Below are 26,418 nucleotides of genomic sequence, written 5' to 3' on the forward strand. Positions count from 1 at the left end.
GGTAAACACCATGATAAACATTAAAAACTTCAGAGAATACACACCGGAAAATCCACCAGTAGCGTGGGCGTTATATCTCATCAGTGAGGATGGTCAGGACTGGTACGAATGCCAGAAACAGTTTGCGACGAATACATACAAAATCATGTATGACAGTAATAACATTGTCCGCAGCATTACAACCGATGTTTCTGCGCTCTGTCCACTTAATGCAAGTGTTACCGAACTGGATGTACTTCCTGATGGTGTGAATATTGATGGTGGATGGTATTACCAGGACGGCGAAGTGCTGCCTGTGCCAGTGGATTATGTGGCCAAAGCAGAGGCAGAACGTCAGCGTCTGCTGATGACGGCACAGGATATCACATCCGGTTGGGCTACCGACCTGGCGCTGGGCATTCTCAGTGATGAAGAAAAAGAAAAACTGAAAGTCTGGCGTATTTACGCGAAATCGCTGCAGGCGATGGATTTCAGTACAATTGCAGACAAGACTGCTTACGACAATATTGGCTGGCCTGAGCAGCCACAAAATACCTGAAAAAGAAATGAATCATCTGACCGCCTGAGGGCGGTTTTTTTATGGGAGAAATGTATGTCCGGATTACATGGTGTTGAAACCATTGAACTGACGACGGGTACGGTTGCCGTGCAGACCATCTCCACGGCAGTGATTGGCCTGGTGGGGACTGCGCCGGACGCCTCTGGTGGCGTGTGTGCTTCCGGCACTGCCGGCTCGTGGCTGCTGGGAACGGCACTGGATTTCACGGCGAAACAGGAAGGCAGGGCTGGCAATAATATTTCCGTGGTTGCCGTCGCTGCCACAGAACAAAGTGCGCAGACTACGGCCACGCTGGAAGGTATAACCCTGACGATAACGCTGGGGACGGACGAACACAGCCAGGTTAACGCCACGGTGGACTGTGTGACTGAAGCGGTGAATGCGCTGGGGGATTCGCCTGTGACGGCGGCTGTCAGCACCCTGAATGCAGGAGGCGCTGAAAATAAAGTGGTGTTGCCGTTCAGCCTGACGTTATCCGGCGGAGAAGATGAGGCGTTCCCGGTCAATACACCGGTGGTGGTGGCAGGGGCCATTACTCAGGCAGGGAAACTGGGCACAGCCGGAACATTATACCCGGCCCTGCGAGATATTTTTGACCAGACTGGTGCGCTGGTGATTGTGGTGCGCGCAGAAAGTAAAACAAAGGCGAAAGAGGCCGAACAGCGTGCGGCGGTGATTCAGGCCATGGAGGCGCTGACAGAAAGTAAGGGCGTGACAGGCTATCAACCGCGCATCCTCATTGCCACGGGGTACAGTGAGGATGATGGTGTGGCAAAGGCGCTGGAAACGTATGCCGCGAAGCTGCGGGCTGTGGCCTATATTGACTCGCCTTCAATGGCAACGCCGCAGGATGTGGTTCAGCGGCGCGCGTCATTTGGTGGGCGTGTGGAGCTGCTGCGTCCGCGCGTGTCAGTGACGGATGACAGCGGGCAGACGATATTTCGTCCATATTCGGCCCGTGCTGCCGGGCTGCGTGCCCGTATTGATTACGAAAAAGGGTGGTGGTGGTCCAAATCAAACCAGGACGTGATGAATATCACCGGTCTGGAGCAGGTGGATACGTTTATTCTCGGGGAGCAGAACTGCACGGCAAACCTGCTGAACATGGAAAATATCTCCACCATTATTCGCCATGACGGTTTTAAACACTGGGGTAACCGTCTGTGCACATCCCACAGTCAGTGGCGTTTTGAGCCGGTACGCCGCACTGCAGATGTGATTGAGGACAGCATCCAGGAGGCCATGCTGCCTTATGTCGATCGCCCGCTTGATCGGGATGTGGCAGACGACATTCTTGGCAGCATTAATGCCTATATGCGTCAGCTTAAAAATCTGGGCGCGATCCACGGTGGCAGTGCATGGCTGAACGATGAACTGAACACTGCAGAAACCCTGGCGGCAGGGCAGTTGTATATTGATTATGACTTTGGGCCGAAGTCACCACTGGAGCGCCTGACACTGCGGGCAATGATTAACAATAAACTGGCGCTGGAGGAACTGACAGTATGATGACGGGTGAAAAAAAACTGTTGCGCGCATGGGCGTTATTTCTTCCTGGCGGGATCCGCCTTCAGGGGGCGCATGAATACACACCGCCTGCCATTAATATCACGACAGTGGATATCAAAACCGGCGCAATGGATGCACCGGTGGCAGTGGATGACGGCATGGAAGCACTGACCTGTTCGTTTAAGATTTATGGTTATGATGTTGCCATGCTGACGCTGCTGGGATTACAGGCCGGGCTTTATTCGCCGGAGATTGTTGTCCGCCAGGGCTATCAGGTGGGGAATGCGACCAGCGGACAGGTGGAAACCCTGCAGGGGATGATCACCAGTATCACGCCGGATGCACGTCCGGCAACATCGCAGGCAGACGCCTCGGTGACGGTGGAAATGTCGCTGAGTTATTACCGCCAGGCTGTCGACGGTGTGGAAACCATCTGCATTATTCCGGAGGAGTTTGTACGTCGTATTAATGGCGTTAATGTTCTGGCGGATCTGAAAAAAATCATCCGGGTTTAATCCGGGATCCTGTCATTCAGGCGGCTCAGGCCGCCTTTTCTTTTTTTAAGTAGGTACTTATGTCAGAAAAAAACAGTGTTCCTGCCAGCAGCGTGGAAATTGTGTTATCCGTGCCGTATGTCACCGCATCAGGACAGACGATCACGCACGTCACCATGCGTGCGCCCACTGTCCGCGATCGTCTGTTGCATCGTCGGAGTAACAAACCGGAAGCAGAGGCTGATCTGGATATGATTGCCGGTCTGTGCGGGATGGACGCGGCGGACATGATGAACATGGAAGCGTGTGATTACCTGGCCCTGGAGCGGCAGTTTAATGTTTTTTTGCTGCCGCCGGTCCGGCGGAAGAAGAAAGCATCCTGATGGCGATACGGCGTGCCGGTGTCTGGTTCGGGTGGTCTCCAGGAGATGTGATGGCGCTGCCGTATACGGATTTTGTGGCAATGATGCTGGCGGAGTCGGAAGAGAGGAAGCGATGTTATGGCAACGGTTGGCGATAACCTTAAAGCGAATATCCGGATCGGCGGCACGATAGATCCGTCGTGGAAAAATTCTGTTAATGGCCTGAAAAAGGGCCTTTCCGGAGCCACGCGTGAAGTGGCTCGTCTGACACGCCAGCAGGACGTACTGAAACGAAAAATCCAGGCTGGCGTACTGGCAGGACAGGATATTACCGATCTGCGAAAGCAGTATGAAAAGCTGGGTAAAAAAATCCATGATGCCACCGCTGAGCAGGACAGATTTAACCGCGAACTGGCGCGTGCGGAACGTCTGGCTCGCTGGAAAGGGCGTGGAATGACTGCCCTGAAAGTGGGGGGCGGGCTTTCAGTCGGGGCAGGACTGACACTGGCAGGCGCTGCAGGTGCAGCACTTAGCCGGAACAGTGAAACGGCGGAGCGGGCAGGGATCGCCCGCAGTTACGGAGTGGATTATGAAACCTATGCGGCGTGGGATTCTCTGGCCCGACTGATGGGGCTGAACGGTGAAAACATCGGTGATCTGTTTGAGGAGTACCGGAACAAGGTTTTTGACGATGATAATGGTGCCACGGATAAAGGGGCCATTCAGGAGGTCTTTGGCAAACTGGGACTGAAATCCGGGGTGATGGCAGGGAAAAGTAACCAGGAGCAGGTCGAATTTTTATTTGATCGCTTACTGCAGGTAGAGAATGAACAGGTGGCAGCCGGGATGGCAGATGCGTTGTTTGGTGGTGAGGCCAATAAAATTCTGACCTGGATGCGTCTGTCAGGAAAAACTTACCGGAAGCTTATCAGTGAGCAGAAACGCTATAACCTGGTGACAAAGGCAGGGGCAGATGGCGCAGTTCAGGGGCATATGGCGCTGTCAAATCTCAGTAATGTTCTGAGTTCGTCCATTGATGAAATCAGCGGGCAACTGGGTAAGGAGCTGGCACCACATATTCAACAGGTGACGGATGACCTTGCGGCCTGGTTTAAGAATGGTGGACTGGAAAAAATCCGGGCATTTATTCGTGATGATGCCCTGCCGGCGCTGATCGACTTGGCTGCCTGGATGTGGAAATTTGGAAAAGTTCTTGCCGGAATTACACAAAAAGCCATTGAGTGGGGGCTGGCGGATGATCCGCGAGAGGACCGACGGGAAGTGCTGGAGTATCTGGCAAAAATGGGGTCGCCGGAGCTGGCGAGAGTAGTGGCGCAGAAAAACGGTCAGGGTGAATGGTTTGATGAACTGCTCAGGCAAAATCCTGACCTGACAAAACAGGTTGTACAGGCCTATAAAGACACCCGCGGTTATCTCCCCTGGAATCATGACGATAAAAAGTTTGATGCATTTCTCGACCCTTTGCTGGGACCGAAGGAAGAACCTGATTTTAAGGCGATAAAAGAGAAATCCCGCACCTACATTGACGGACTTCCTGCGGCTGGTCAGGGACAGGAAAATCCTGATCGCCTTTCAGCTCTCCAGTATACACCCGGCAGTATCAGCCAGGTGGAAGTAAAACCCACGTATCAGATACGGGCGGAATTCAACATTACCCAGAAACCTGGCGAGGATGCCGGACAACTTGCAGACAGGGTGATGAAAAATCTGGGGGATATTAATTTTGGCCAGCGTTCCCGTATGACTGATGGTTATGAATCCTGGGGGTGAAGATGGTGGATTTACTGGGCTGGGGCGTAAACCGGCTTGAGCGCGAAGCATGGGACGCAGTGGGCTCATTAACGGAGGTGGCTTCCCGCGTCATGCTGTCGTTTGGTGAGTTTGAATTCAGTATCGATACGGCAGCGTATAACGCCATGAAGCGCACCATGGAATGGCGGTGGGATGAACAACAGCTTATCGGAAAAAACGATCTGCTGCAGTATACCGGTAAGGGGGCCAGAACGATAACCTTTGAAGGTATGTTGCATGCGGGATTTCGTGACGGTGTGGGAATGGATGCCCTTGATACACTGGTTCAGATGGTGGATGACAATCCGGCCCCGCATCTTCTGGTCTCGGGCACAGGTGATGTGATGGGGTATTTCGTGGCAACAGCCTATTCAGATAACACCACCTCCTTTCTTCCCGGCGGTGCGCCAAAGAATAAAACGTTCACTCTGGAGCTGAAATACTATGGCGAAAAACTGGCGGACCACTGACGGCGATATGCTGGATGACATCTGTCAGAGGCACTATGGCAGTGCCGGGCTTAACCAGTCACTGGCGGCGGTACTGGAGGCTAATCCGGGGCTGGCTGACCTTGGTCCGGTCTGTCCGGCGGGAGTGGAAATCGTGTTGCCGGACTGGGTATATGAACCGGAAGTGAAGGAGACGTTTCAGTTATGGGAGTGAATGAGTATCAGCCGGATTTCAGTCTGACAGCGGAAGGTCAGGATATCACGAAGGAAATAAAACGAGGTCTGGCTGAGCTGCGATATACCGATAATGGTGCTGGCACAAAGCGGTCCGATGAACTGATGATAACGCTGTTCAGTGAGACGCTGGCGTTGCCCCCGAAAGGCGCGGTGCTAACGCTGGGACTGGGGTTCAACGGAAATCTGGTAAATAAAGGCAGCTTTACCGTCTGTCAGGTGGCAAGTGGTGGCCCTCCCCGCCGGATCACCATTTATGCCACCGCAGCCCCCATGAATGCGTCAAAACATGGCGCGGACGTGACCGCACTGAAAACCCGCGCTTTCAGTGATATCTCGCTGGGAGACCTGGTAAAAACCATCGCCACTGAAAATAATCTGGTGGCGCAGGTATCACCGGCGCTGGCTGGTATTCATATCCCATGGGTGATGCAGTCATCAGAATCTGATGCAGCCCTCCTGTCCCGCATTGCAGGTATGTACGGTGCCACCAGTAAACCGACCAGTGGCTACTGGTTGTTTCTGGAATACGGGGCATCACGGAGTGCAGGGGGCAGAAATGCCCCTGAGATAACCATTACGCCGGGTATGGTATCAGACTGGGATTATCGTGAAGGTGAGCGACAGGGCGCTGCGGGTGGCGGGAAAGATGGGAAAGTGGGTGTCCGGTATTTTGATGCCCGTGACGGACGCACACGTGAAGTTAAAGTTGACGTGGAGTCAACAGATAAGCGGCATCCCTTTACCCAGCCTGACCAGGGCACCGCAAAACACTGTGCAGAGTCGAAGGTTAAACGTGTGCAGAAAGCCGGACGCCAGATGACGATAACGTTGCCCTGCAGACCGGAACTGCTGAAAGCGGGGGCGGAGGTGCGTTTTATCACGCAGGGATTTGGTGTGCGTGAGGACCATTACTGGCAGGCTGAATCGGTGGAGTTTTCACTGGCACCGGGGCAGGGATTTTCGCTGAATCTGTCGCTGACCACGGATATTTCCGCGAAAGGACAGGCATCAGGGAAGAAGAACGCGGATAAAAAAGGTGTCAATTATTACGGTTAATTTTTTTAAATCAGGAAATTAAAAATGTCTGTATTAATTTCGGGTGTGCTGACGGATGGTGCGGGGCTCCCCTTGTCCGGATACCATATTATTCTGAAAGCCCGGCAAAATACATCCGCAGTGGTCATGAGAACGGTGGCAACAGTGGTGACAGGGCCGGCAGGAGAATATGCATTTGAAGCCCAGACCGGAAGATATGATGTTTATCTTCGTTCGTGTATTGAAAGAGAATATTGCGTCGGTGATATTTCGGTTTACGACGACTCAAAGCCCGGCACACTGAACGACTTTCTGACCGCCCTCGATGAAGGCGATTTAAAACCGGATGTAGTGAAACGCTTTGAGGAAATGGTGGCGCAGGCGCAGCAGAGCGCGGAAGCAGCAGCGGAAAGCGAGCGACAGGCCGGGCAACATGTCGCTGATGCGCAGAAGATAAAGGAAGACTGCGAGACGCTGGCGGATAACGTACAGCAGAATGCAGAAGCCGTTGCCGAAGACAAAAATCAGGTGGCGTTGCTGGCGTCATCTGCCACACAGGATGCGGCCCGCGCAGAGCAGGCTGTCAAGGATGCCGACACGATAGTCCGGAAAGCGGTCGATAAACTTGCTGATGCCGCAACGCTGACCGGCGAGGCAAAGGCCAGTGCCGAAGCTGCCGCACAAAGCGAACAGAATGCGGAAAATCACGCTGATAATGCAGCACAAAGCGCACAGCAGACCGCGCAGGATGTGGAGGCAACGGTCACCGCACGTGATGATGCGGAACGTTTTGCGGGTGAGGCAGAAAACAGCGCACAGACATCAGGCACAGCGCGGGACGAATCAGTCGATGCCGCCGAACGTGCCCGCCTTTATCATAATGCCGCATCATCAGCTGCAACCAGCGCGGAAAATGCAGCAAATGCTGCACTCGGGCATGAAAACAGCGCCGCTGAATACGCCCGACAGGCTAAAGCCAGCCAGGATGCAGGTGCAGACAATGCGCAGGAAGCGAAACAGTACAGGGATGAGGCGCAGCAGATAGTTGATGACCTGAATGCAACAAATGCCTCCACGACAGAAAAAGGTCTGGTGCAACTGTGTAGTGATACGGACAACGACAGCGAGGAACTGGCTGCCACGCCAAAGGCTGTCAAAACCGTCATGGACGAGACGAAAACAAAAGCGCCACTGGACAGCCCGGCCTTCACCGGCACCCCAACCACCCCAACCCCACCGGATGATGCAGCCGGTCTGGAAGCAGCGAACGCAGCGTTTGTGCGCAAACTGCTTGCTGCGCTGGTTGGCTCATCGCCGGAAGTTCTGGACACCCTGAACGAGCTGGCAGCGGCGCTGGGCAATGACCCGAACTTTGCGACGACAATCACAAACGCGCTGGCAGGCAAACAACCGCTTAATGACGTCTTAACGGCAATCAGCGCACTGACGCAACGGGCAGATAATCTTCTGTACTTCAATACGGACGGGAATGCCTCACTGTCTCTGCTGTCAGAGAAGGGCCGCGCATTGCTGGCGCATGACACGGCTGAAGCCATGCGCACGGAGCTTGAGCTGAGCGCGGCTGCGACGATGGAACCCCAGAGTGATATCCGTGACCGCACACCGGGCAGGCTGGCCCTGTCCGGGATGTATGGGTTTGGACAGGCATTCACCAGCGCCGAAGCTCTGTCATTTAACGGACAGGCTGATTTCGTTATATGGCTGCAGACAGTCACCCCGGGGCGTTATGCGGTCAGTATTGCGGACTCCTCCACGCTGCTGGTGGGCACCACGAAATTTAACGGTATCATTGATGTGATGTGGTCACCCTCTGATAACGATGGTTCAGACTCAGCGCGTAAATTCAAAACGCTGCTGTACTACAACCAGTATTACGAGGATGAGCACAGCATACATTGTATGCGTTATCGCTACAGTGGTAACAGCTGGAATGCAACATCAAGCCTTATTGTGTATGACGGCAACTCCCTGGCATATCTGATGTCCTCAACCGCCGGTAATGGCCCGTTCTCATATTACCAATACCCGGCCGTCGGTGTGCCGATTATGGCGGTATATCAGGGAGAAAGTTTTGGTGAAAATGCTTCTCTGGGACTCGGTGATACTGTGCCGGGTTCCCGTCTTGGTCCTCTGGCCATGAGTGCACAGGTTAGTGATACAGGGACATACGCATCCTCACCGCAGGTTGTGATTGGCGGTGCCGGTGAATACAACTTCCCCGGTCGTTACACGGCGCTTTCGGGCCTGGGTAACAATTATGGTACTCAGCGTGGCTTTATCGGTCTTTTTGTACGCATTGAGTAATGAGGAAATCAGGCATGAAAATCAGAGCGGTGAAAGGTATCAGAAACGCACATTATCTTGAAAATGGTGCGGTTGACTGCGAGGTGTTATTTGAAGGTGAAACGGAGTTCGCCCTGTATACTGCCATACAGGATGATATGGCCCCGACAGGCCAGCATGTCTGGCAGGAGCTGCAAAGCGGGAAATGGGGCGAAATCGCCCCGTTCACTGTCACGCCTGAACTTATTGCAGCGGCAAAGGATGCCAAAAGGCGGGAAATTGAGGCATGGCGTACAGAACAGGAAGCACTGTCGTTCACGTTCGAATGGAACGGTCACACCTGGAACGCAGGCCCCGACTCACTAGCCCGTCTTTATCCGGTGGTGATATCGGCGAAATCCTACACTGCACGGGATGTTATGGTGTGGGGTGACGCTGATAATCAGAAGGTGAAACTGTCGATGCTGGAACTTGAGGGGCTGGCTGCAGCGATGGCGCAGGCGCAGGTCGATCGCAACGATGAGATTTATCAGCGTCAGCGTGAGATGAAAGATGCGTTAAATACACTGGAGGATTTGGGATCAATTCGAGCGTTTGACGTTACGTAATTGTTAAGTATGGATCGTGTTGAATTGTTACTCTTAGTTACAAATAGAAAAGCCTCTGACTCCATAATCAGAGGCTTTTTTGAAATGCACGTGCATTTTACGTGTATATTTTTGTCTTTTTCTGGTCCACTCACTGTCTGGTCAGTGTCCGTAACTGGCTGTTTTTATTGCTGCTGTCCGGTTCAGTCCTATCAAAAGTGGTGGAGCTGGCGGGAGTTGAAACCGCAGGCACGTCGTATGCAAGAACGTGCTGCGGCTGGCTGGTGAACTTCCGATAGTGCGAGTATTGAATGATTTCCAGCCGTTACCGATTTTACGACAAAAAATTAGCGCAAGAGGACAAAAATCACCTTGCGCTAATGCTCTGTTACAGGTCACTAATACTATCTAAGTATTTGATTCATAGTGACTGGATATGTTGTGTTTTACAGTATTATGCAGTCTATTTTTTAAGCTAAATGCATTATAAGACATTGATATTAATGGTTTTTAATGTTTCACGTTCAGCTTTTTTATACTAACTTGAGCGAAACGGGAAGGTAAAAAGACAAAAAGTTGTTTTTAATACCTTTAAGTGATACCAGATAGCATTGCGCCATCTGGTTGAGCAATTAACTAAACATCGCAGTAATCGAGGCGCTTGCCAGAGAGTGGAAATGGACGTTAAACCCGACCATCGCGCCACTGGCACCTTCATCGACATCAATACGTTCTACATCCAGCGCGTGAACGGTAAAAATGTAGCGATGAGTTTCGCCCTTCGGCGGCGCTGCGCCATCGTACCCGGTTTTACCAAAGTCAGTTCGCGTCTGCAAAACGCCGTCTGGCATTGCTACCAGACCAGAGCCAAACCCTTGCGGTAATACGCGGGTATCAGCGGGTAAGTTAACAACTACCCAGTGCCACCAGCCAGAGCCAGTTGGCGCATCCGGGTCGTAGCAGGTGACGACAAAACTTTTGGTTCCCGCAGGAACATCATCCCATGCCAGATGCGGCGAAATATTATCGCCATCGTAACCCATGCCGTTAAAGACATGGCGATGCGGCAGCTTATCGCCATCGCGCAGATCATTACTAATGAGTTTCATGAACCCTCCTTTCTTGTTTGCAGAAAGTGTAGCCAGAAAACCTCACGCTGACTGCTCGTTATTGGCAAAAAAATGTTTCATCCTGCACCGCGCAATTAACCGCTGCGGTCAGGCGCTGCAACTGTTGCGGGTGAATGATATAGGGTGGCATCAGGTAAATCAGCTTGCCAAAAGGTCGGATCCAGACACCCTGTTCGACAAAGAATTTTTGCAGCGCAGCCATATTCACCGGACGAGTGGTTTCGACCACGCCAATCGCTCCCAGCACGCGCACATCGGCAACCATTTCGGCGTCACGGGCAGGAGCCAGTTGCTCGCGCAGTTGTGCTTCAATAGTCGCTACCTGCTGCTGCCAGTCGCCAGATTCGATAATGGCCAGGCTGGCGTTTGCTGCCGCGCAGGCCAGCGGATTGCCCATAAAGGTTGGCCCGTGCATAAAGCATCCGGCTTCGCCGTTGCTGATAGTTTCAGCCACTTCGCGCGTAGTGAGCGTGGCGGAAAGGGTCATCGTACCGCCGGTTAAGGCTTTACCGAGGCATAAAATGTCCGGCGCAATTTCTGCATGTTCGCAGGCAAACAGTTTGCCGGTACGACCAAATCCGGTGGCTATCTCGTCGGCAATCAGCAAGATACCTTCACGAACGCACATTTTGCGGATTCGTTTTAACCATTCCGGATGGTACATGCGCATTCCGCCAGCGCCCTGAACAATCGGTTCAATGATCACCGCCGCGATTTCATGACGATGCGCCGCCATCAGACGTGCGAAGCCCACCATATCGCGTTCATCCCATTCGCCATCCATGCGGCTTTGCGGCGCGGGAGCAAACAGGTTTTCTGGCAGATAGCCTTTCCACAGGCTGTGCATTGAGTTGTCTGGATCGCACACCGACATCGCGCCAAAGGTATCGCCATGATAACCATTGCGGAAGGTCAGAAAACGCTGGCGCGCTTCGCCTTTGGCTTGCCAGTACTGCAACGCCATTTTCATCGCCACTTCCACCGCTACGGAGCCGGAGTCCGCGAGAAAAACGCACTCCAGCGGTTGCGGCGTCATCGCCACCAGTTTGCGGCATAGCTCGATGGCCGGCGCATGGGTGATACCGCCAAACATCACATGCGACATGGCATCAATTTGCGACTTCATTGCCGCATTGAGCTGCGGGTGGTTGTAGCCGTGGATTGCCGCCCACCAGGACGACATACCGTCAATCAGGCGTCTGCCGTCAGACAAAATCAGCTCGCAACCTTCGGCGCTCGCCACCGGATAAACCGGTAGCGGGGAGGTCATGGATGTGTATGGGTGCCAGATATGGCGTTGGTCAAAGGCAAGATCGTCCGTTGTCATAATCGACTTGTAAACCAAATTGAAAAGATTTAGGTTTACAAGTCTACACCGAATTAACAACAAAAAACACGTTTTGGAGAAGCCCCATGGCTCACCGCCCACGCTGGACATTGTCGCAAGTCACAGAATTATTTGAAAAACCGTTGCTGGATCTGCTGTTTGAAGCGCAGCAGGTGCATCGTCAGCATTTCGATCCTCGTCAGGTGCAGGTCAGTACTTTGCTGTCAATTAAAACCGGAGCTTGTCCGGAAGATTGCAAATACTGCCCGCAAAGCTCGCGTTATAAAACCGGACTGGAAGCTGAGCGGTTGATGGAAGTTGAACAGGTATTGGAGTCGGCGCGAAAAGCGAAAGCGGCGGGATCGACACGTTTCTGTATGGGCGCGGCGTGGAAGAATCCCCACGAACGCGACATGCCGTACCTGGAACAGATGGTGCAGGGGGTAAAAGCGATGGGCCTGGAGGCGTGTATGACGCTGGGCACGTTGAGTGAATCTCAGGCGCAGCGCTTTGCGAATGCCGGGCTGGATTACTACAACCACAACCTCGACACCTCGCCGGAGTTTTACGGCAATATCATCACCACACGCACTTATCAGGAACGTCTCGACACGCTGGAAAAAGTGCGTGATGCCGGGATCAAAGTCTGTTCAGGTGGCATTGTAGGTTTAGGCGAAACGGTAAAAGATCGCGCTGGATTATTGCTGCAACTGGCAAACCTGCCGACGCCGCCGGAAAGCGTACCAATCAACATGCTGGTGAAGGTGAAAGGCACTCCACTGGCAGATAACGATGATGTCGATGCCTTTGATTTTATTCGCACTATTGCAGTCGCGCGGATCATGATGCCGACCTCTTACGTGCGCCTTTCTGCCGGACGCGAGCAGATGAACGAACAGACTCAGGCGATGTGCTTTATGGCTGGCGCAAACTCGATTTTCTACGGTTGCAAATTGCTGACCACGCCGAATCCGGAAGAAGATAAAGACCTGCAACTGTTCCGCAAACTGGGGTTAAATCCGCAGCAAACCGCAGTGCTGGCGGGCGATAACGAACAACAGCAACGTCTTGAACAGGCGCTGATGACCCCGGACACTGACGAATATTACAACGCGGCAGCACTATGAGCTGGCAGGAGAAAATCAACGCGGCGCTCGATGCGCGGCGTGCTGCCGATGCCCTGCGTCGCCGTTATCCGGTGGCGCAAGGGGCCGGACGCTGGCTGGTGGCGGATGAATGCCAGTATCTGAACTTTTCCAGTAACGATTATTTAGGTTTAAGTCATCATCCGCACATCATCCGTGCATGGAAGCAGGGTGCGGAGCAATTTGGCGTCGGTAGCGGCGGTTCCGGTCACGTCAGCGGTTATAGCGTGGCGCATCAGGCGCTGGAAGAAGAACTGGCCGAGTGGCTGGGCTATTCGCGGGCACTGCTGTTTATCTCTGGTTTTGCCGCTAACCAGGCAGTCATTACCGCGATGACGGCGAAAGAGGACCGTATTGTTGCCGATCGGCTGAGTCACGCTTCATTGCTGGAAGCTGCCAGTTTAAGCCCGTCGCAGCTTCGCCGTTTTACCCATAACGATGTCGCTCATCTGGCGCGACTGCTTGCTTCCCCCTGTCCGGGGCAGCAACTGGTGGTGACAGAAGGCGTGTTCAGCATGGACGGCGATAGTGCGCCACTGGCGGAAATCCAGCAGGTAACGCAACAGCACAACGGCTGGTTGATGGTCGACGATGCCCACGGCACGGGCGTGATCGGTGAACAGGGGCGCGGTAGCTGCTGGCAACAGCAGGTGAAACCGGAACTTCTGGTGGTGACTTTTGGCAAAGGATTTGGCGTCAGCGGGGCAGCGGTGCTTTGCTCCGATACGGTGGCGGATTATCTACTGCAATTTGCCCGCCATCTTATTTACAGCACCAGTATGCCGCCCGCTCAGGCGCAGGCATTACGTGCGTCGCTGGCGGTCATTCGCAGTGATGAGGGTGATGCACGGCGCGAAAAACTGGCGGCACTCATTACGCGTTTTCGTGCCGGAGTACAGGATTTGCCGTTTACGCTTGCTGATTCATACAGCGCCATCCAGCCATTGATTGTCGGTGATAACAGCCGTGCGTTACAACTGGCAGAAAAACTGCGCCAGCAAGGCTGCTGGGTCACGGCGATTCGCCCGCCAACCGTACCCGCTGGTACTGCGCGACTGCGCTTAACGCTAACCGCCGCGCATGAAATGCAGGATATCGACCGTCTGCTGGAGGTGCTGCATGGCAACGGTTAATAAACAAGCCATTGCTGCGGCATTTGGTCGGGCAGCCGCACATTATGAGCAACATGCGGATCTACAGCGCCAGAGTGCTGACGTCTTACTGGCAATGCTCCCACAGCGTAAATACACCCACGTGCTGGACGCGGGTTGTGGACCAGGCTGGATGAGTCGCCACTGGCGGGAACGTCACGCGCAGGTGACAGCGTTAGATCTCTCGCCGCCAATGCTTGTTCAGGCACGCCAGAAGGATGCCGCAGACCATTATCTGGCGGGAGATATCGAATCCCTGCCGTTAGCGACTGCAACCTTCGATCTTGCATGGAGCAATCTCGCGGTGCAGTGGTGCGGTAATTTATCCACGGCACTTCGCGAGCTGTATCGCGTGGTGCGCCCCGGAGGCGTGGTCGCGTTTACCACGCTGGTGCAGGGATCGCTCCCTGAATTGCATCAGGCGTGGCAGGCGGTGGACGAGCGCCCGCATGCTAATCGCTTTTTACCGCCAGATGAAATCGAACAGTCGCTGAACAGCGTGCATTATCAACATCATATTCAGCCCATCACGCTGTGGTTTGCTGATGCGCTCAGTGCCATGCGTTCGCTGAAAGGCATCGGTGCCACGCATCTTCATGAAGGGCGCTACCCACGAATATTAACGCGTTCGCAGTTGCAGCGATTGCAACTGGCCTGGCCGCAACAACAGGGGCGATATCCTCTGACGTATCATCTTTTTTTGGGAGTGATTGCTCGTGAGTAAACGTTATTTTGTCACCGGAACGGATACCGAAGTGGGGAAAACTGTCGCCAGTTGTGCACTTTTACAAGCCGCGAAGGCAGCAGGTTATCGGACGGCAGGTTATAAACCGGTCGCCTCTGGCAGCGAAAAGACCCCGGACGGCTTACGTAATAGTGACGCGCTGGCGTTACAGCACAACGGCAGCCTGCAGCTGGATTACGCAACGGTAAATCCTTACACCTTCGCAGAACCCACTTCACCGCACATCATCAGCGCGCAAGAGGGCAGGCCGATAGAATCATTGGTAATGAGCGCCGGATTACGCGCGCTTGAACAACAGGCTGACTGGGTGTTAGTGGAAGGTGCTGGCGGCTGGTTTACGCCGCTTTCTGACACTTTCACTTTTGCGGATTGGGTAACACAGGAACAACTGCCGGTGATACTGGTAGTTGGTGTGAAACTCGGCTGTATTAATCACGCGATGTTGACGGCACAGGCAATACAACACGCCGGACTGACTCTGGCGGGTTGGGTGGCGAATGATGTCACGCCTCCTGGAAAACGTCACGCTGAATATATGACCACGCTCACCCGCATGATTCCCGCGCCGCTGCTGGGCGAAATTCCCTGGCTTGCAGAAAATCCAGAAAATGCGGCAACCGGAAAGTACATAAACCTTGCCTTGTTGTAGCCATCCTGTATTTGGTTAAATTGCGAGCGAGATCGCGTCTTCGGTTGACTGCAATTTAACCAATTAAATTCTAAAATAATCACGAAAAAAATTTTACTTCCGCATCATGCGGTGAATGTGGGAATTGCCCAGGCGGCGGGGGATAGGGGCTGCAGACAGTTATCCACTATTCCTGTGGATAACCATGTGTATTAGAGTTAGAAAACACGAGGCAAGCGAGAGAATACGCGGCTTGCACGCGAATTGGCGTTAAAGACGGCTCAAAGAAATATCTTTTATTTTTTAACTGGTTAGATAATTGCAATGGCAGTCACTGAAGAGGCATCTCTTGCCATAAAACTGTCATCACTCATCTTGACAAATGTTAAAAAAGCCGTTGCTTTGGGGATAACCCCGTAAGGCCGGAGTTTTATCTCGCCACAGAGTAAATTTTGCTCATGATTGACAGCAGAGTTTACGCTGTAACAGAAATATTATGGTGGGGAACTGTTTTTTTATCCAGTATAATTTGTTGGCATAATTAAGTACGACGAGTAAAATTACATACCTGCCCGCCCAACTCCTTCAGGTAGCGACTCATGAGTAAACCGTTCAAACTGAATTCCGCTTTTAAACCTTCTGGCGATCAGCCAGAGGCGATTCGACGTCTCGAAGAGGGGCTGGAAGATGGCCTGGCGCACCAGACGTTACTCGGTGTAACTGGCTCCGGGAAAACCTTCACCATCGCCAATGTCATTGCTGACCTTCAGCGCCCAACCATGGTACTGGCGCCCAACAAAACGCTGGCGGCCCAACTGTACGGCGAAATGAAAGAGTTCTTCCCGGAAAACGCGGTGGAATATTTCGTCTCCTACTACGACTATTATCAGCCGGAAGCCTATGTACCGAGTTCCGACACCTTCATTGAGAAAGATGCCTCGGTAAACGAACATATCGAGCAGATGCGTTTGTCCGCCACCAAAGCGATGCTGGAGCGGCGTGATGTGGTTGTGGTGGCATCGGTTTCCGCGATTTATGGTCTGGGCGATCCTGATTTATATCTCAAGATGATGCTCCATCTTACGGTCGGTATGATTATCGATCAGCGCGCGATCCTGCGTCGACTGGCGGAGCTGCAATACACCCGGAATGATCAAGCCTTCCAGCGTGGCACTTTCCGCGTTCGTGGCGAGGTGATTGATATCTTCCCGGCAGAATCGGATGACATTGCACTTCGCGTGGAGCTGTTTGATGAGGAAGTTGAACGATTGTCGTTATTTGACCCGCTAACCGGGCAGATTGTTTCCACCATTCCACGTTTTACCATCTACCCGAAAACGCACTACGTCACGCCGCGCGAGCGCATCGTACAGGCGATGGAAGAGATCAAAGAAGAACTGGCCGCCAGACGCAAAGTGCTGTTAGAGAACAACAAACTTCTGGAAGAGCAGCGGCTGACTCAGCGAACCCAGTTTGACCTGGAGATGATGAACGAACTGGGATATTGCTCGGGCATTGAAAACTACTCACGCTTCCTCTCCGGCCGTGGACCAGGTGAGCCACCGCCGACGCTGTTTGATTACCTGCCTGCCGATGGGTTGCTGGTCGTCGATGAATCTCACGTCACCATTCCACAAATTGGCGGTATGTATCGCGGTGACCGGGCGCGTAAAGAGACGCTGGTGGAGTACGGTTTCCGCCTACCATCAGCGCTGGATAACCGTCCGCTGAAGTTTGAAGAGTTCGAAGCATTAGCGCCACAAACCATCTATGTTTCGGCGACGCCGGGTAATTACGAGCTGGAAAAATCCGGTGGTGATGTGGTGGATCAGGTCGTACGTCCAACCGGATTGCTTGACCCGATTATCGAAGTGCGACCGGTGGCAACACAGGTTGATGATCTTCTTTCGGAGATTCGCCAGCGAGCGGCAATTAACGAGCGTGTACTGGTCACAACATTGACTAAGCGGATGGCGGAAGATCTTACGGAATATCTCGAAGAACACGGCGAGCGTGTGCGTTATCTTCACTCAGATATCGATACCGTCGAGCGCATGGAAATCATCCGCGACTTGCGTCTGGGTGAGTTCGACGTGCTGGTAGGGATCAACTTACTGCGCGAAGGTCTGGATATGCCGGAAGTTTCGCTGGTGGCGATCCTCGACGCCGACAAAGAAGGCTTCCTGCGTTCTGAACGTTCGTTGATCCAGACCATTGGTCGTGCGGCACGTAACGTTAACGGTAAAGCGATTCTCTACGGCGATAAGATCACCCCATCAATGGCGAAAGCGATTGGCGAAACCGAACGTCGCCGCGAGAAACAGCAACGCTACAACGAAGAGCACGGCATTACGCCACAAGGATTAAACAAGAAAGTGGTCGATATCCTGGCGCTGGGGCAGAACATTGCCAAAACCAAAGCGAAGGGCAGAGGAAAATCACGACCGATTGTTGAGCCGGATAATGTGCCGATGGATATGTCGCCGAAGGCGTTGCAGCAGAAAATCCATGAACTGGAAGGGCTGATGATGCAACACGCGCAAAATCTGGAGTTCGAAGAAGCGGCGCAAATTCGTGACCAGTTGCATCAGCTACGTGAGTTGTTCATTGCGGCTTCGTGATGTTGGAGATGGGAAAATGCTCGGTTTCGCTTGTTATGTTCAAAAGCAGTTAACATGCATAGTGCAGTTACACTGGTGAAAAAGGAAGCGTACCAGAGTTGCAAGCGGCTCTGGTACGTTGATGTGCTAAACTAAAACTCATTACTTATTTACGTTATTCATAAAATTTGGCATGTTTTGAATGGTTGCGTTAATACAGAAAGATTTCTTTTTGTTCTCTGGGAAGTAGGATTTTCTGTATTTATTTTCTCTATGACGTCAATCAAGGCATTTGATATCTTAATATTTCCATTGTTAAATGCATATTTGATAAAGCTAAAATATTTATCATGGTCAGTGAGAATTAAATATGGTTTTCTTTTGTACATATCAGTAAGCTCGTTTAAATATTCTAATACGGTTTTATTCACATGCTCGATTGTTAACTCAGGCAATGCAAGTATTAATCTTGTTTCAAAGTCTTGAGTTTTGAAATTACATAATGGAAGACGTTTAATCAAATGGCTAAATAGATTTATTTTATTGATGCTTTCGGTATTCTGGTTTATTAAATAAAGTATGGTGTTGTAATAACTCACTCGTCCTTCGAATGTGCTGAAATCAATCATTTCTCGAAAAAGTTCATCGAAAATGAAAACGTTTTCTGGCGATACTCTGTACAGTTCACTAAGCATTTGAAATGTCAACCCATCTAAAGGTATTCTAAGTTGATACTCTGGTTCACCAGGAACTCTTAACTTATAATAATCACATAATCTGTTTACTTTAGTATCCTGAAATAATTTTAAAAGAAAGGTTGAGTAATCTGAAAGATTAATTCCGGAGAGGCAGTATGCATGACCCAATTTAGTTATGAATTGAAATTTATCTTCAATGTCAGGAATGTTTGTAACTAAATTTAATAGTTCAGTTAATTGTTTTGGCATATCTTCTTTATAGGCTGATTCAATAGTAAAATATAGTGATATAATATCGCTCCCTTTTATTTCAGGTAATGCTTTGAATAAATGGGTATAGAGTTCAATCTTAATTTTTATATTAGAAAATCTTAGCTTCTCCAGGAAATTCTTTAAGTTAATCTTGATTTTAATAGCTAGATTTTCAAGATAAGAAATAAATAAAATAATACCTCTTATTTTGTCTTCATCATTATTAAAATGATTGATTATTTCCAGGAATGAGTTTTGTAAGTGTGGTTCTGATAATAACATCTCTTTTTTAAAAGAAAAGACATAATTGTTAGCGATATCAAGTAAAAAATGTAAATTGCACGGTTCGTAAAAGCAGGGATCATCTATCGATTGAGTAAAAATATTCTGAATAATGAAACTTATGGCCTCTTTATTATGAATTTTATTTAGAGCGTTTTTATATATTTCAATTAGTAGTGTGTTATTGTTTGTTATATATTGTATTAGGGCTGCTTTAAAGAGGTTTGCAAACAAAGGTATATTTGCGAATATTCTGTTATATTCACTTTCAAATAACTGTCCCATAACTAATAATGTGTCTAAACTTTCCGAAAGCGGCATTCTTGATGTGTTTTCAATTAATAAATCATGTATTGTATTAATATTATTATGTAAACCATTTGATATATTCTGGTAGGTGCTGATATTATTATTTATATATGAACTTATAAACTGATTATTGAAATCTTTTTCACGCCCGAGCTCTTTCCAGCGTGCAAATTCCTCATTAAATTTTTTTGCGCCATTATCAAACCATGAATGCAAAACTTTTGGGGGGCATTTTTCTGGAAATCTTTCCGGAAGACGGGGAGTGCATGATGTAAAAAATCTAGGGTGCATAATTATTTCCTTTTAATGTTAAAGTACTAAATTCGCCGCATAATAAGATAATCGTTGCTTTTTGAGGGTACTTACTTACTCAATCGTTTGTTATCAAATTGAGTAATTTTTTAAACAAGTAAAGATATTTTTCTATCAAAAATCGCTCATTTAGTCGGACAAAATTAATGTGTTAATGAAAGTTCGAAGTTAAGTGTGTTTAGATCCTTCTACGCAAGACATAACATGAGTCAAGTTTATCCAATGGACTCAATTTATATTAACGACAATACTCTTTATCTCAATTATCTTAAGTTTAATATAATGATAATGCATATATATTAATTGTTATAATTATAGGTGTAATTATTTAAAAGTTAATAAATAATATGCTTTTATTTGTGTAATCGGGAACAAGCCTATTTGAAATGAGCGATTTTTGATAGTAAATAAACTGTATTCAGGAAGACTGCAGCAATTAATTGTTTATCTGATGGAGGCAGCATGATGTTATCAGTTAATCATCGACAGTCATCTTTTGAAATTGATGAAAAGCGCGCAGAGCAATTGCTTCTTGCTGACAATGACCATACTTTTTATATGAGTAAATGGGAGCGGCTTTTTGATGTGCTGCGATTCATTTTGGGTTTCGAAACGAAAAAAGATTTTTTAAGTAGAATGTATAATGATATCCATTCTCGCTATGGATTGTTTTTATCACCTTACCTTACCGATGAAAAAAAAGAATATAATAAAGAACGTAATGAGTTTTTGACCCTGAAAAATTTTTGTCCTCCGCACATGCATGAGCTTTTTAAGTGCAAGATAGAATTTTCAGACAGTGTAATGACAACAACTTATTTTATTGGAGATAAACCAGTCAGAACTCGACAACTAATTATTTTGCAGGATCCCAATGGGCGCTTTGATTTTTCGAGGCTCAATTTTGAAGATACTGAATTCGGTGAATCAAATTTTTCTAACGTTAATTTTAATGATGCTAATATGAAGAGAGCAACACTCATGGATTGCAAATTGAGCGGTGCTAGTTTTGTAAGGACAGATCTAACAGAAGCCAAGGGTTGTGCAGATTTTTCAGGATGTTATATGGAGTATGCCATATTGAATGGCGCACAGTTTGAAAATAGTTCATTCAAGAATGCCACTTTATTTTCCTGTGATGTTGCTGGTACGAATATGTCGGGGGTAAATTTTGAATACGCAACTATAGAGAGAGGTGACTTTAGTACTTGTATTTTAAAAAATATAGTGTTGCGTGAAGCGAAAATAATAAAAATGCATACGGGATCTATGCGGAAATTTTTCTTTGACGATACTCCTCCATTACAAGATTTAATCAGGGTTGATATATGTAAAGCAAAAGAACATATCCAGAAAATTTATCAAATCTTTGAAGATATCTCTGAAGATTCAATGCCTGAAATAAAAAAAATCCTCGCCAACGAACTGAGTACAAAAAATTGTATCTATGACCTTGCAAAATTAAAAAAGGATGTATCAGAAATTAATTGCTTAGCAAAATACTATACGTCTAACAGACCACCAGAGGGATTAAATGATATATTGCAAAATGATGATATAAATATATTTGATAACTTTATTTTGTCATTAATTACAGTTGATTGCTGTATCTCTTCTTCTTTTTTGTTTAATCTTAGTGAAGAGAGGATTAATTATTATTTAGATCGCTTTACAGAACAACCTACATTAATGTTATCATTTAGTACTGCATATGTAATGATGACTGACCTGGCACTAAAAAGTAAAAATAATATATTGGCAGAAAAAGCATATAATATTTATAAAACATATTTACAACATAAGGATGTTAAACCTTATACTGAAGGAAATGATTATCCAGACTTCTCGGAATGGCGTAAACAACAAGATCATGATGATGCTTGGTACGTATTGTTTTCAGCACAGCAAAATAATCGTGCAATGCGTCTTTCATCTAATGCCTTAAATAAAATGTTGGATACCACTATTAAAAATAAGGACTGGGACCATTTTTATCTATATGCAGCACCAGAACAAGTGTGCTCGCTTGCAGATATTAATCTTAATACCGTATTGATGACCGAATTCCCAGTGTTTTCCTACCCATGGAAACGGTCACAACATAATATTTTATTAAAAAATTATCTCAAAATCCTTCAGCTTGGTGATCTATACGAACCATTTGTCACTGCATCACAAAGTTGTTGTTCTCAAACCAAAATGGATGGTATTGATGAACAAATAAAATTAAATGAAATTTTTGCGCCTCTTATGAAACTCATAGATAATTACTCATTGCAGGCGCAATCTATAGAAGGTGCGGGTTACGAAATGTTAAGTAAAAATAAAAAGATAAAACAAAAAAAGAATGTTAGCGAACTATTGAAGTATAAGTCTTGTTTAAATATTAAGGGAAACCATTATAAAGATTTAATGAAGGCTTGCAGAATGGAAAATGCAAATAAAACGGAACAAGCAATGCTTCTGATAAGTTTTGCTGTCGTGTTCGCAAGATATTCTTCAGCTTCAAGTTTAGGAACGGAATACAATTCTCCGCAAATCCTCAGAATTTACTCTGCTGCTCTTTTACTAAAAGCATATGAACTGGAAAACTCGATTGTTGAATCTGAAGCTCTGGATAACTGGTTAACGGTACTACTGGGATTAGGCTCTGGTTTAAATTGCACGGCCATTTTATCAAAAAATATAGCAGATTATACTCGTTCTCATCATATTGATAAATATTTAGATTCGGTGGCTCCCAAAGCATGGGGATTATAACATTTTTAGAATAGTCATGGCACAAGAAACATCAAGAAGCAAAACTAAATTCCAGAAAGTGGAAAGATAAATGAGCTGCTAACAATGGGGTTGTGCCAAAAAAAGGTGACTATGGCCTTCTATAATTTAAAACGCCATAGTCACAGTCGTATTTTTCTGCCCCCGGCACAGGCGCTTAACCTAGTGCCTGTAATGCCTTTTCCAGTGCGTTATGCAGCAACTGGCGGTCATGACGATAAGGAATATCGCTGGCCTCCAGTACTTCCTGAATCACAATTCTGTTGTTAACTGCGGATACATCAGCTTTCGGTCCAACAACTACCGCATCAATCACTTTTTTACCAACATACTGCTCCATAATCGCCAGCTTATTTTCCAGCTTGAGATTTGCAGCAGGCAGGCTTAATTCTCGCCCCAAATTACCGATATACACCATCGGGGCAGGCGTTCGGCGTAATGCCTGAGCCATTTCCTTGAGCAGCAGAATGGGCATAAGACTAGTATAAAAACTCCCTGGCCCAATAATGATCAGATCCGCCTCATTAATCGCCAGCACCGCTTCACGTGTGGCAGGTACGTTGGGGGTTAAGAGTAGCTCCTGTATCGGCGCAGTGAGCTGGTCAATATTGACCTCGCCGTATACTTCATGCCCCTGATCGTCAATCGCCATTAAATCAACAGGATGCTCCGACATCGGAATCAAATGTGCGTCCACTTTCAACAGATTGCGAATCAGATTAATCGCTTCAAGAGGCCGCACGCTAAGGTGATCCAGTGCCTTCAACATCAGGTTTCCAAGGTTGTGCCCGGAAAGTTCGCCATTACCGCCGAAACGATATTCAAACATTGCGGAAGCGACGCTGGGTTCCGTTATCAACTGGTTAAGGCAATTGCGCATATCGCCCCAGGCAATTCCACCTTCTGAGCGGCGAATACGCCCCGTTGAACCACCGTTATCCGTGGTGGTCACGATACCCGTTAAACGAGAACCCAAAGACGAAAGTGATGAGAGAACGCGTCCCAGTCCATGCCCTCCGCCGAGAGCAACGACACGATCAAGGTCAGCCAACGTACGATTGCGCATTATAGTTTCCTGGAGTCAGATTTTCCGCGCTACAGTAGCGCAAATTGCGGGGAAACAGCAATTAACCTGCCAATATTGAGGATACAAACTATTTTCTTCTACCTCTAAAGGACGATGCACGCTATGCCTCCCTGATGATGTATATCAAAGTAAAACCGCCATTTTCCCTTATTCTGTAGCGAAATAGCACGATCATGACGCTATATACATGATTACATAGCGAAAGTGTGGATGGTAAAAATCACATTTACACGCTAGTATCGGCTTAACCACTAAACACTCTAGCCTCTGCACCTGGGTCAACTGATATGGTGCTTTGGCCGTGACAATGCTTACAAAGATTGCCACCAGGGCGAAGGAAGAAATGACTTCGCCTCCCGTATCTGGAAAGGTGTACATGGCTTCACAACTGACTGATGCATTTGCGCGTAAGTTTTACTACTTGCGCCTGTCGATTACCGATGTGTGTAACTTCCGTTGCACCTACTGCCTGCCGGATGGCTACAAACCGAGCGGCGTCACCAATAAAGGCTTTCTTACCGTCGATGAAATTCGCCGGGTTACGCGCGCCTTCGCCAGTCTGGGCACCGAAAAAGTCCGTCTGACGGGCGGAGAGCCGTCTTTGCGTCGCGACTTTACCGATATCATCGCCGCTGTGCGAGAAAACGACGCTATTCGCCAGATAGCGGTCACCACCAATGGTTACCGTCTGGAACGCGACGTGGCGAACTGGCGTGATGCTGGTCTTACTGGTATCAACGTGAGTGTCGATAGCCTCGACGCTCGCCAGTTTCATGCTATTACCGGACAGGATAAATTCAATCAGGTCATGGCAGGGATCGATGCTGCATTTGAGGCCGGTTTTGAGAAGGTCAAAGTCAATACCGTGCTGATGCGTGATGTTAATCATCACCAACTCGACACCTTTCTGAACTGGATCCAGCATCGCCCCATCCAGCTGCGTTTCATCGAACTGATGGAAACGGGCGAGGGCAGCGAGCTTTTCCGCAAGCATCATATCTCTGGGCAGGTTCTGCGTGACGAGCTACTGCGTCGCGGTTGGATCCACCAATTACGTCAACGCAGCGACGGTCCCGCGCAAGTCTTTTGTCATCCGGATTACGCCGGAGAAATTGGCCTTATCATGCCGTATGAAAAAGACTTCTGCGCCACTTGCAACCGCCTGCGCGTCTCCTCCATTGGTAAACTCCATCTCTGCCTGTTCGGTGAAGGCGGCGTTAACCTGCGCGATTTACTGGAAGACGATACCCAGCAACAGGCGCTGGAAGCACGTATTTCAGCGGCGCTGCGGGAGAAAAAACAGACCCATTTCCTGCATCAAAATAACACCGGTATTACGCAAAACTTATCGTACATTGGCGGCTAAAACGTCAAAAGGAGAGATCAGATGAGTCAGGTAAGCACTGAATTTATCCCGACCCGTATTGCTATTCTTACGGTTTCTAATCGTCGCGGTGAAGAAGACGATACCTCCGGTCACTATCTGCGCGATTCGGCGCAAGAAGCGGGCCATCACGTTGTCGATAAAGCCATTGTGAAAGAAAACCGCTACGCTATTCGCGCTCAGGTATCTGCGTGGATCGCCAGCGACGATGTACAAGTGGTGTTGATTACGGGGGGTACTGGCCTGACGGAAGGTGATCAGGCTCCCGAAGCACTGCTGCCGTTGTTCGACCGTGAAGTTGAAGGTTTTGGTGAAGTGTTCCGGATGTTGTCGTTCGAAGAGATTGGCACCTCAACGTTGCAATCTCGTGCGGTAGCGGGCGTCGCTAACAAAACGCTAATTTTCGCCATGCCCGGTTCAACCAAAGCGTGCCGTACCGCCTGGGAAAATATCATCGCACCGCAGCTGGATGCCCGTACGCGTCCGTGTAATTTCCATCCACATTTGAAGAAATAAGTATGTCGCAACTGACTCATATCAACGCCGCTGGCGAAGCGCACATGGTGGATGTTTCCGCCAAAGCGGAAACCGTGCGTGAAGCGCGCGCCGAAGCCTTTGTCACCATGCGCAGCGAGACGCTGGCGATGATCATTGATGGTCGCCACCACAAAGGCGACGTATTTGCCACTGCGCGTATTGCCGGTATTCAGGCAGCAAAACGCACATGGGATTTGATCCCGCTTTGTCATCCGCTGATGCTCAGTAAAGTTGAAGTCAATTTGCAGGCCGAGCCGGAGCACAATCGGGTGCGTATAGAAACCTTATGCCGCCTGACCGGGAAAACCGGCGTTGAAATGGAAGCGTTAACCGCGGCCTCGGTGGCGGCGCTGACCATTTATGACATGTGCAAAGCGGTGCAAAAAGATATGGTAATTGGTCCGGTACGTTTGCTGGCGAAGAGCGGCGGCAAGTCAGGTGACTTTAAGGTGGAAGCGGATGATTAAAGTTCTTTTTTTCGCCCAGGTGCGCGAGTTGGTGGGAACAGATGCAAGCGAAGTGGCTGCGGATTTCCCAACCGTTGAAGCGTTACGCCAACATCTGGCTGCGCAGAGCGATCGCTGGGCGCTGGCGCTGGAAGATGGCAAATTGCTGGCTGCCGTCAACCAGACGCTGGTGAGTTTTGACCATCCGCTGACTGACGGCGACGAAGTGGCTTTCTTCCCGCCGGTGACCGGAGGTTAA

25 protein-coding genes and 1 riboswitch are annotated in these 26,418 nt (G+C 49.1%); of the genes, 21 read left to right on the forward strand and 4 right to left on the reverse strand.

Features of this window, described 5'->3' with window-relative positions; translation table 11 throughout:
* The first annotated feature begins 10 nt into the window (after positions 1-10).
* The 11 genes from QUE34_RS04545 to QUE34_RS04595 are packed head-to-tail and all read left to right on the forward strand — an operon-like array spanning position 11 to position 9,369.
* Positions 11-538 carry a tail fiber assembly protein gene (locus QUE34_RS04545; RefSeq protein WP_040091481.1) on the forward strand — a complete coding sequence of 176 codons (528 nt, stop codon included), beginning with the start codon at positions 11-13 and terminating at the stop codon, positions 536-538.
* 54 nt (positions 539-592) lie between these two features.
* A complete protein-coding gene (locus tag QUE34_RS04550) occupies positions 593-2,068 on the forward strand; it encodes a phage tail sheath C-terminal domain-containing protein (RefSeq protein WP_040091452.1) in 1,476 nt (491 codons plus the stop codon).
* Positions 2,065-2,583 (forward strand): phage major tail tube protein, encoded by a 519-nt coding sequence (locus QUE34_RS04555; RefSeq protein ID WP_000988219.1) that lies wholly within the window; start codon positions 2,065-2,067, stop codon positions 2,581-2,583. Before QUE34_RS04550 ends, QUE34_RS04555 begins: the two co-directional genes overlap by 4 nt.
* A 59-nt stretch (positions 2,584-2,642) precedes the next feature.
* The gene (locus QUE34_RS04560) at positions 2,643-2,945 is read left to right on the forward strand and encodes a phage tail assembly protein (protein ID WP_001291421.1); all 303 of its coding nucleotides are present in this window, start codon (positions 2,643-2,645) and stop codon (positions 2,943-2,945) included.
* Entirely contained in the window at positions 2,945-3,082 is a 138-nt protein-coding gene (locus QUE34_RS04565; RefSeq protein WP_157839838.1) for a hypothetical protein, read from the forward strand. Before QUE34_RS04560 ends, QUE34_RS04565 begins: the two co-directional genes overlap by 1 nt.
* Positions 3,063-4,715 (forward strand): hypothetical protein, encoded by a 1,653-nt coding sequence (locus QUE34_RS04570; protein ID WP_047088967.1) that lies wholly within the window; start codon positions 3,063-3,065, stop codon positions 4,713-4,715. Before QUE34_RS04565 ends, QUE34_RS04570 begins: the two co-directional genes overlap by 20 nt.
* 2 nt (positions 4,716-4,717) lie before the next feature.
* The gene (locus QUE34_RS04575; RefSeq protein ID WP_040091450.1) at positions 4,718-5,206 is read left to right on the forward strand and encodes a phage tail protein; all 489 of its coding nucleotides are present in this window, start codon (positions 4,718-4,720) and stop codon (positions 5,204-5,206) included.
* Positions 5,181-5,399, forward strand: a complete 219-nt coding sequence (locus QUE34_RS04580) for a tail protein X (protein WP_040091449.1) — start codon at positions 5,181-5,183, stop codon at positions 5,397-5,399. The genes QUE34_RS04575 and QUE34_RS04580 overlap by 26 nt, the downstream gene beginning before the upstream one ends.
* Positions 5,390-6,478, forward strand: coding sequence for a phage late control protein (locus QUE34_RS04585; RefSeq protein WP_042966830.1), 1,089 nt, complete (start codon positions 5,390-5,392; stop codon positions 6,476-6,478). Before QUE34_RS04580 ends, QUE34_RS04585 begins: the two co-directional genes overlap by 10 nt.
* 24 nt (positions 6,479-6,502) lie before the next feature.
* Positions 6,503-8,782 (forward strand): prophage tail fiber N-terminal domain-containing protein, encoded by a 2,280-nt coding sequence (locus tag QUE34_RS04590; protein ID WP_286338928.1) that lies wholly within the window; start codon positions 6,503-6,505, stop codon positions 8,780-8,782.
* A gap of 14 nt (positions 8,783-8,796) precedes the next feature.
* Positions 8,797-9,369: a DUF4376 domain-containing protein gene (locus QUE34_RS04595; RefSeq protein WP_047662566.1), complete on the forward strand. Its 573-nt coding sequence runs from the start codon at positions 8,797-8,799 to the stop codon at positions 9,367-9,369.
* A gap of 611 nt (positions 9,370-9,980) precedes the next feature.
* Here QUE34_RS04595 and QUE34_RS04600 read toward each other — a convergent pair.
* Together QUE34_RS04600 and bioA are read right to left on the reverse strand one after the other, a co-directional pair.
* A complete protein-coding gene (locus QUE34_RS04600) occupies positions 9,981-10,457 on the reverse strand; it encodes a kinase inhibitor (protein ID WP_000767391.1) in 477 nt (158 codons plus the stop codon).
* Positions 10,458-10,515: 58 nt separating this feature from the next.
* On the reverse strand, positions 10,516-11,805 hold the full coding sequence (bioA, locus tag QUE34_RS04605; RefSeq protein WP_072000938.1) for an adenosylmethionine--8-amino-7-oxononanoate transaminase: 1,290 nt from the start codon (positions 11,803-11,805) through the stop codon (positions 10,516-10,518).
* Positions 11,806-11,891: 86 nt separating this feature from the next.
* Between bioA and bioB the strand changes: the two genes are divergently transcribed.
* From bioB to uvrB, 5 genes are all read left to right on the forward strand, one after another.
* Entirely contained in the window at positions 11,892-12,932 is a 1,041-nt protein-coding gene (gene bioB / locus QUE34_RS04610) for a biotin synthase BioB (protein WP_097334410.1), read from the forward strand.
* Positions 12,929-14,083, forward strand: coding sequence for an 8-amino-7-oxononanoate synthase (gene bioF / locus QUE34_RS04615; protein WP_032302731.1), 1,155 nt, complete (start codon positions 12,929-12,931; stop codon positions 14,081-14,083). The genes bioB and bioF overlap by 4 nt, the downstream gene beginning before the upstream one ends.
* Positions 14,070-14,825 carry a malonyl-ACP O-methyltransferase BioC gene (gene bioC / locus QUE34_RS04620; RefSeq protein ID WP_000246780.1) on the forward strand — a complete coding sequence of 252 codons (756 nt, stop codon included), beginning with the start codon at positions 14,070-14,072 and terminating at the stop codon, positions 14,823-14,825. Before bioF ends, bioC begins: the two co-directional genes overlap by 14 nt.
* Positions 14,818-15,495 carry a dethiobiotin synthase gene (bioD, locus tag QUE34_RS04625; protein ID WP_000044827.1) on the forward strand — a complete coding sequence of 226 codons (678 nt, stop codon included), beginning with the start codon at positions 14,818-14,820 and terminating at the stop codon, positions 15,493-15,495. Before bioC ends, bioD begins: the two co-directional genes overlap by 8 nt.
* Before the next feature lie 578 nt (positions 15,496-16,073).
* Positions 16,074-18,095, forward strand: coding sequence for an excinuclease ABC subunit UvrB (uvrB, locus tag QUE34_RS04630; RefSeq protein WP_000042543.1), 2,022 nt, complete (start codon positions 16,074-16,076; stop codon positions 18,093-18,095).
* A 158-nt stretch (positions 18,096-18,253) separates the two neighbouring features.
* Here the strand turns inward: uvrB and QUE34_RS04635 are convergent, their stop codons facing one another.
* Positions 18,254-19,906, reverse strand: a complete 1,653-nt coding sequence (locus QUE34_RS04635) for a hypothetical protein (RefSeq protein ID WP_105268527.1) — start codon at positions 19,904-19,906, stop codon at positions 18,254-18,256.
* A 483-nt stretch (positions 19,907-20,389) separates the two neighbouring features.
* On the opposite strand from QUE34_RS04635, the gene QUE34_RS04640 reads away from it, so the two are divergent.
* Positions 20,390-22,687: a pentapeptide repeat-containing protein gene (locus tag QUE34_RS04640; protein WP_105268528.1), complete on the forward strand. Its 2,298-nt coding sequence runs from the start codon at positions 20,390-20,392 to the stop codon at positions 22,685-22,687.
* A gap of 175 nt (positions 22,688-22,862) precedes the next feature.
* Here the strand turns inward: QUE34_RS04640 and yvcK are convergent, their stop codons facing one another.
* Positions 22,863-23,771 carry a uridine diphosphate-N-acetylglucosamine-binding protein YvcK gene (gene yvcK / locus QUE34_RS04645; RefSeq protein WP_001246025.1) on the reverse strand — a complete coding sequence of 303 codons (909 nt, stop codon included), beginning with the start codon at positions 23,769-23,771 and terminating at the stop codon, positions 22,863-22,865.
* Between the two features lie 265 nt (positions 23,772-24,036).
* Positions 24,037-24,181: riboswitch (molybdenum cofactor riboswitch) on the forward strand.
* Between yvcK and moaA the strand changes: the two genes are divergently transcribed.
* From moaA to moaD, 4 genes are all read left to right on the forward strand, one after another.
* Complete coding sequence (gene moaA, locus QUE34_RS04650) at positions 24,169-25,158, forward strand: GTP 3',8-cyclase MoaA (RefSeq protein WP_001295301.1); 990 nt, start codon at positions 24,169-24,171, stop codon at positions 25,156-25,158. It overlaps the preceding riboswitch by 13 nt.
* Positions 25,159-25,179: 21 nt before the next feature.
* Positions 25,180-25,692, forward strand: coding sequence for a molybdenum cofactor biosynthesis protein B (moaB, locus tag QUE34_RS04655; RefSeq protein WP_000084639.1), 513 nt, complete (start codon positions 25,180-25,182; stop codon positions 25,690-25,692).
* 2 nt (positions 25,693-25,694) lie between these two features.
* Complete coding sequence (gene moaC / locus QUE34_RS04660) at positions 25,695-26,180, forward strand: cyclic pyranopterin monophosphate synthase MoaC (RefSeq protein ID WP_000080885.1); 486 nt, start codon at positions 25,695-25,697, stop codon at positions 26,178-26,180.
* Positions 26,173-26,418, forward strand: a complete 246-nt coding sequence (moaD, locus tag QUE34_RS04665; protein WP_000598604.1) for a molybdopterin synthase sulfur carrier subunit — start codon at positions 26,173-26,175, stop codon at positions 26,416-26,418. Before moaC ends, moaD begins: the two co-directional genes overlap by 8 nt.

The sequence above is a fragment of the Escherichia sp. KS167_9B genome, assembly GCF_030295215.1.
Lineage (GTDB): Bacteria > Pseudomonadota > Gammaproteobacteria > Enterobacterales > Enterobacteriaceae > Escherichia > Escherichia coli_F.

Coding starts and splice junctions, on each gene's coding strand:
- QUE34_RS04550 (WP_040091452.1), top strand. CDS start 593: ATGTCCGGATTACATGGTGTTGAAACCATTGAACTGACGACGGGTACG.
- QUE34_RS04565 (WP_157839838.1), top strand. CDS start 2,945: ATGGCGATACGGCGTGCCGGTGTCTGGTTCGGGTGGTCTCCAGGAGAT.
- QUE34_RS04590 (WP_286338928.1), top strand. CDS start 6,503: ATGTCTGTATTAATTTCGGGTGTGCTGACGGATGGTGCGGGGCTCCCC.
- moaA (WP_001295301.1), top strand. CDS start 24,169: ATGGCTTCACAACTGACTGATGCATTTGCGCGTAAGTTTTACTACTTG.
- bioA (WP_072000938.1), bottom strand. CDS start 11,805: ATGACAACGGACGATCTTGCCTTTGACCAACGCCATATCTGGCACCCA.
- moaC (WP_000080885.1), top strand. CDS start 25,695: ATGTCGCAACTGACTCATATCAACGCCGCTGGCGAAGCGCACATGGTG.
- QUE34_RS04580 (WP_040091449.1), top strand. CDS start 5,181: ATGGCGAAAAACTGGCGGACCACTGACGGCGATATGCTGGATGACATC.
- QUE34_RS04575 (WP_040091450.1), top strand. CDS start 4,718: ATGGTGGATTTACTGGGCTGGGGCGTAAACCGGCTTGAGCGCGAAGCA.
- QUE34_RS04600 (WP_000767391.1), bottom strand. CDS start 10,457: ATGAAACTCATTAGTAATGATCTGCGCGATGGCGATAAGCTGCCGCAT.
- bioF (WP_032302731.1), top strand. CDS start 12,929: ATGAGCTGGCAGGAGAAAATCAACGCGGCGCTCGATGCGCGGCGTGCT.
- bioC (WP_000246780.1), top strand. CDS start 14,070: ATGGCAACGGTTAATAAACAAGCCATTGCTGCGGCATTTGGTCGGGCA.
- QUE34_RS04555 (WP_000988219.1), top strand. CDS start 2,065: ATGATGACGGGTGAAAAAAAACTGTTGCGCGCATGGGCGTTATTTCTT.
- moaD (WP_000598604.1), top strand. CDS start 26,173: ATGATTAAAGTTCTTTTTTTCGCCCAGGTGCGCGAGTTGGTGGGAACA.
- QUE34_RS04545 (WP_040091481.1), top strand. CDS start 11: ATGATAAACATTAAAAACTTCAGAGAATACACACCGGAAAATCCACCA.
- QUE34_RS04635 (WP_105268527.1), bottom strand. CDS start 19,906: ATGCACCCTAGATTTTTTACATCATGCACTCCCCGTCTTCCGGAAAGA.
- QUE34_RS04570 (WP_047088967.1), top strand. CDS start 3,063: ATGGCAACGGTTGGCGATAACCTTAAAGCGAATATCCGGATCGGCGGC.
- yvcK (WP_001246025.1), bottom strand. CDS start 23,771: ATGCGCAATCGTACGTTGGCTGACCTTGATCGTGTCGTTGCTCTCGGC.
- uvrB (WP_000042543.1), top strand. CDS start 16,074: ATGAGTAAACCGTTCAAACTGAATTCCGCTTTTAAACCTTCTGGCGAT.
- QUE34_RS04585 (WP_042966830.1), top strand. CDS start 5,390: ATGGGAGTGAATGAGTATCAGCCGGATTTCAGTCTGACAGCGGAAGGT.
- QUE34_RS04560 (WP_001291421.1), top strand. CDS start 2,643: ATGTCAGAAAAAAACAGTGTTCCTGCCAGCAGCGTGGAAATTGTGTTA.
- bioB (WP_097334410.1), top strand. CDS start 11,892: ATGGCTCACCGCCCACGCTGGACATTGTCGCAAGTCACAGAATTATTT.
- moaB (WP_000084639.1), top strand. CDS start 25,180: ATGAGTCAGGTAAGCACTGAATTTATCCCGACCCGTATTGCTATTCTT.
- QUE34_RS04595 (WP_047662566.1), top strand. CDS start 8,797: ATGAAAATCAGAGCGGTGAAAGGTATCAGAAACGCACATTATCTTGAA.
- QUE34_RS04640 (WP_105268528.1), top strand. CDS start 20,390: ATGATGTTATCAGTTAATCATCGACAGTCATCTTTTGAAATTGATGAA.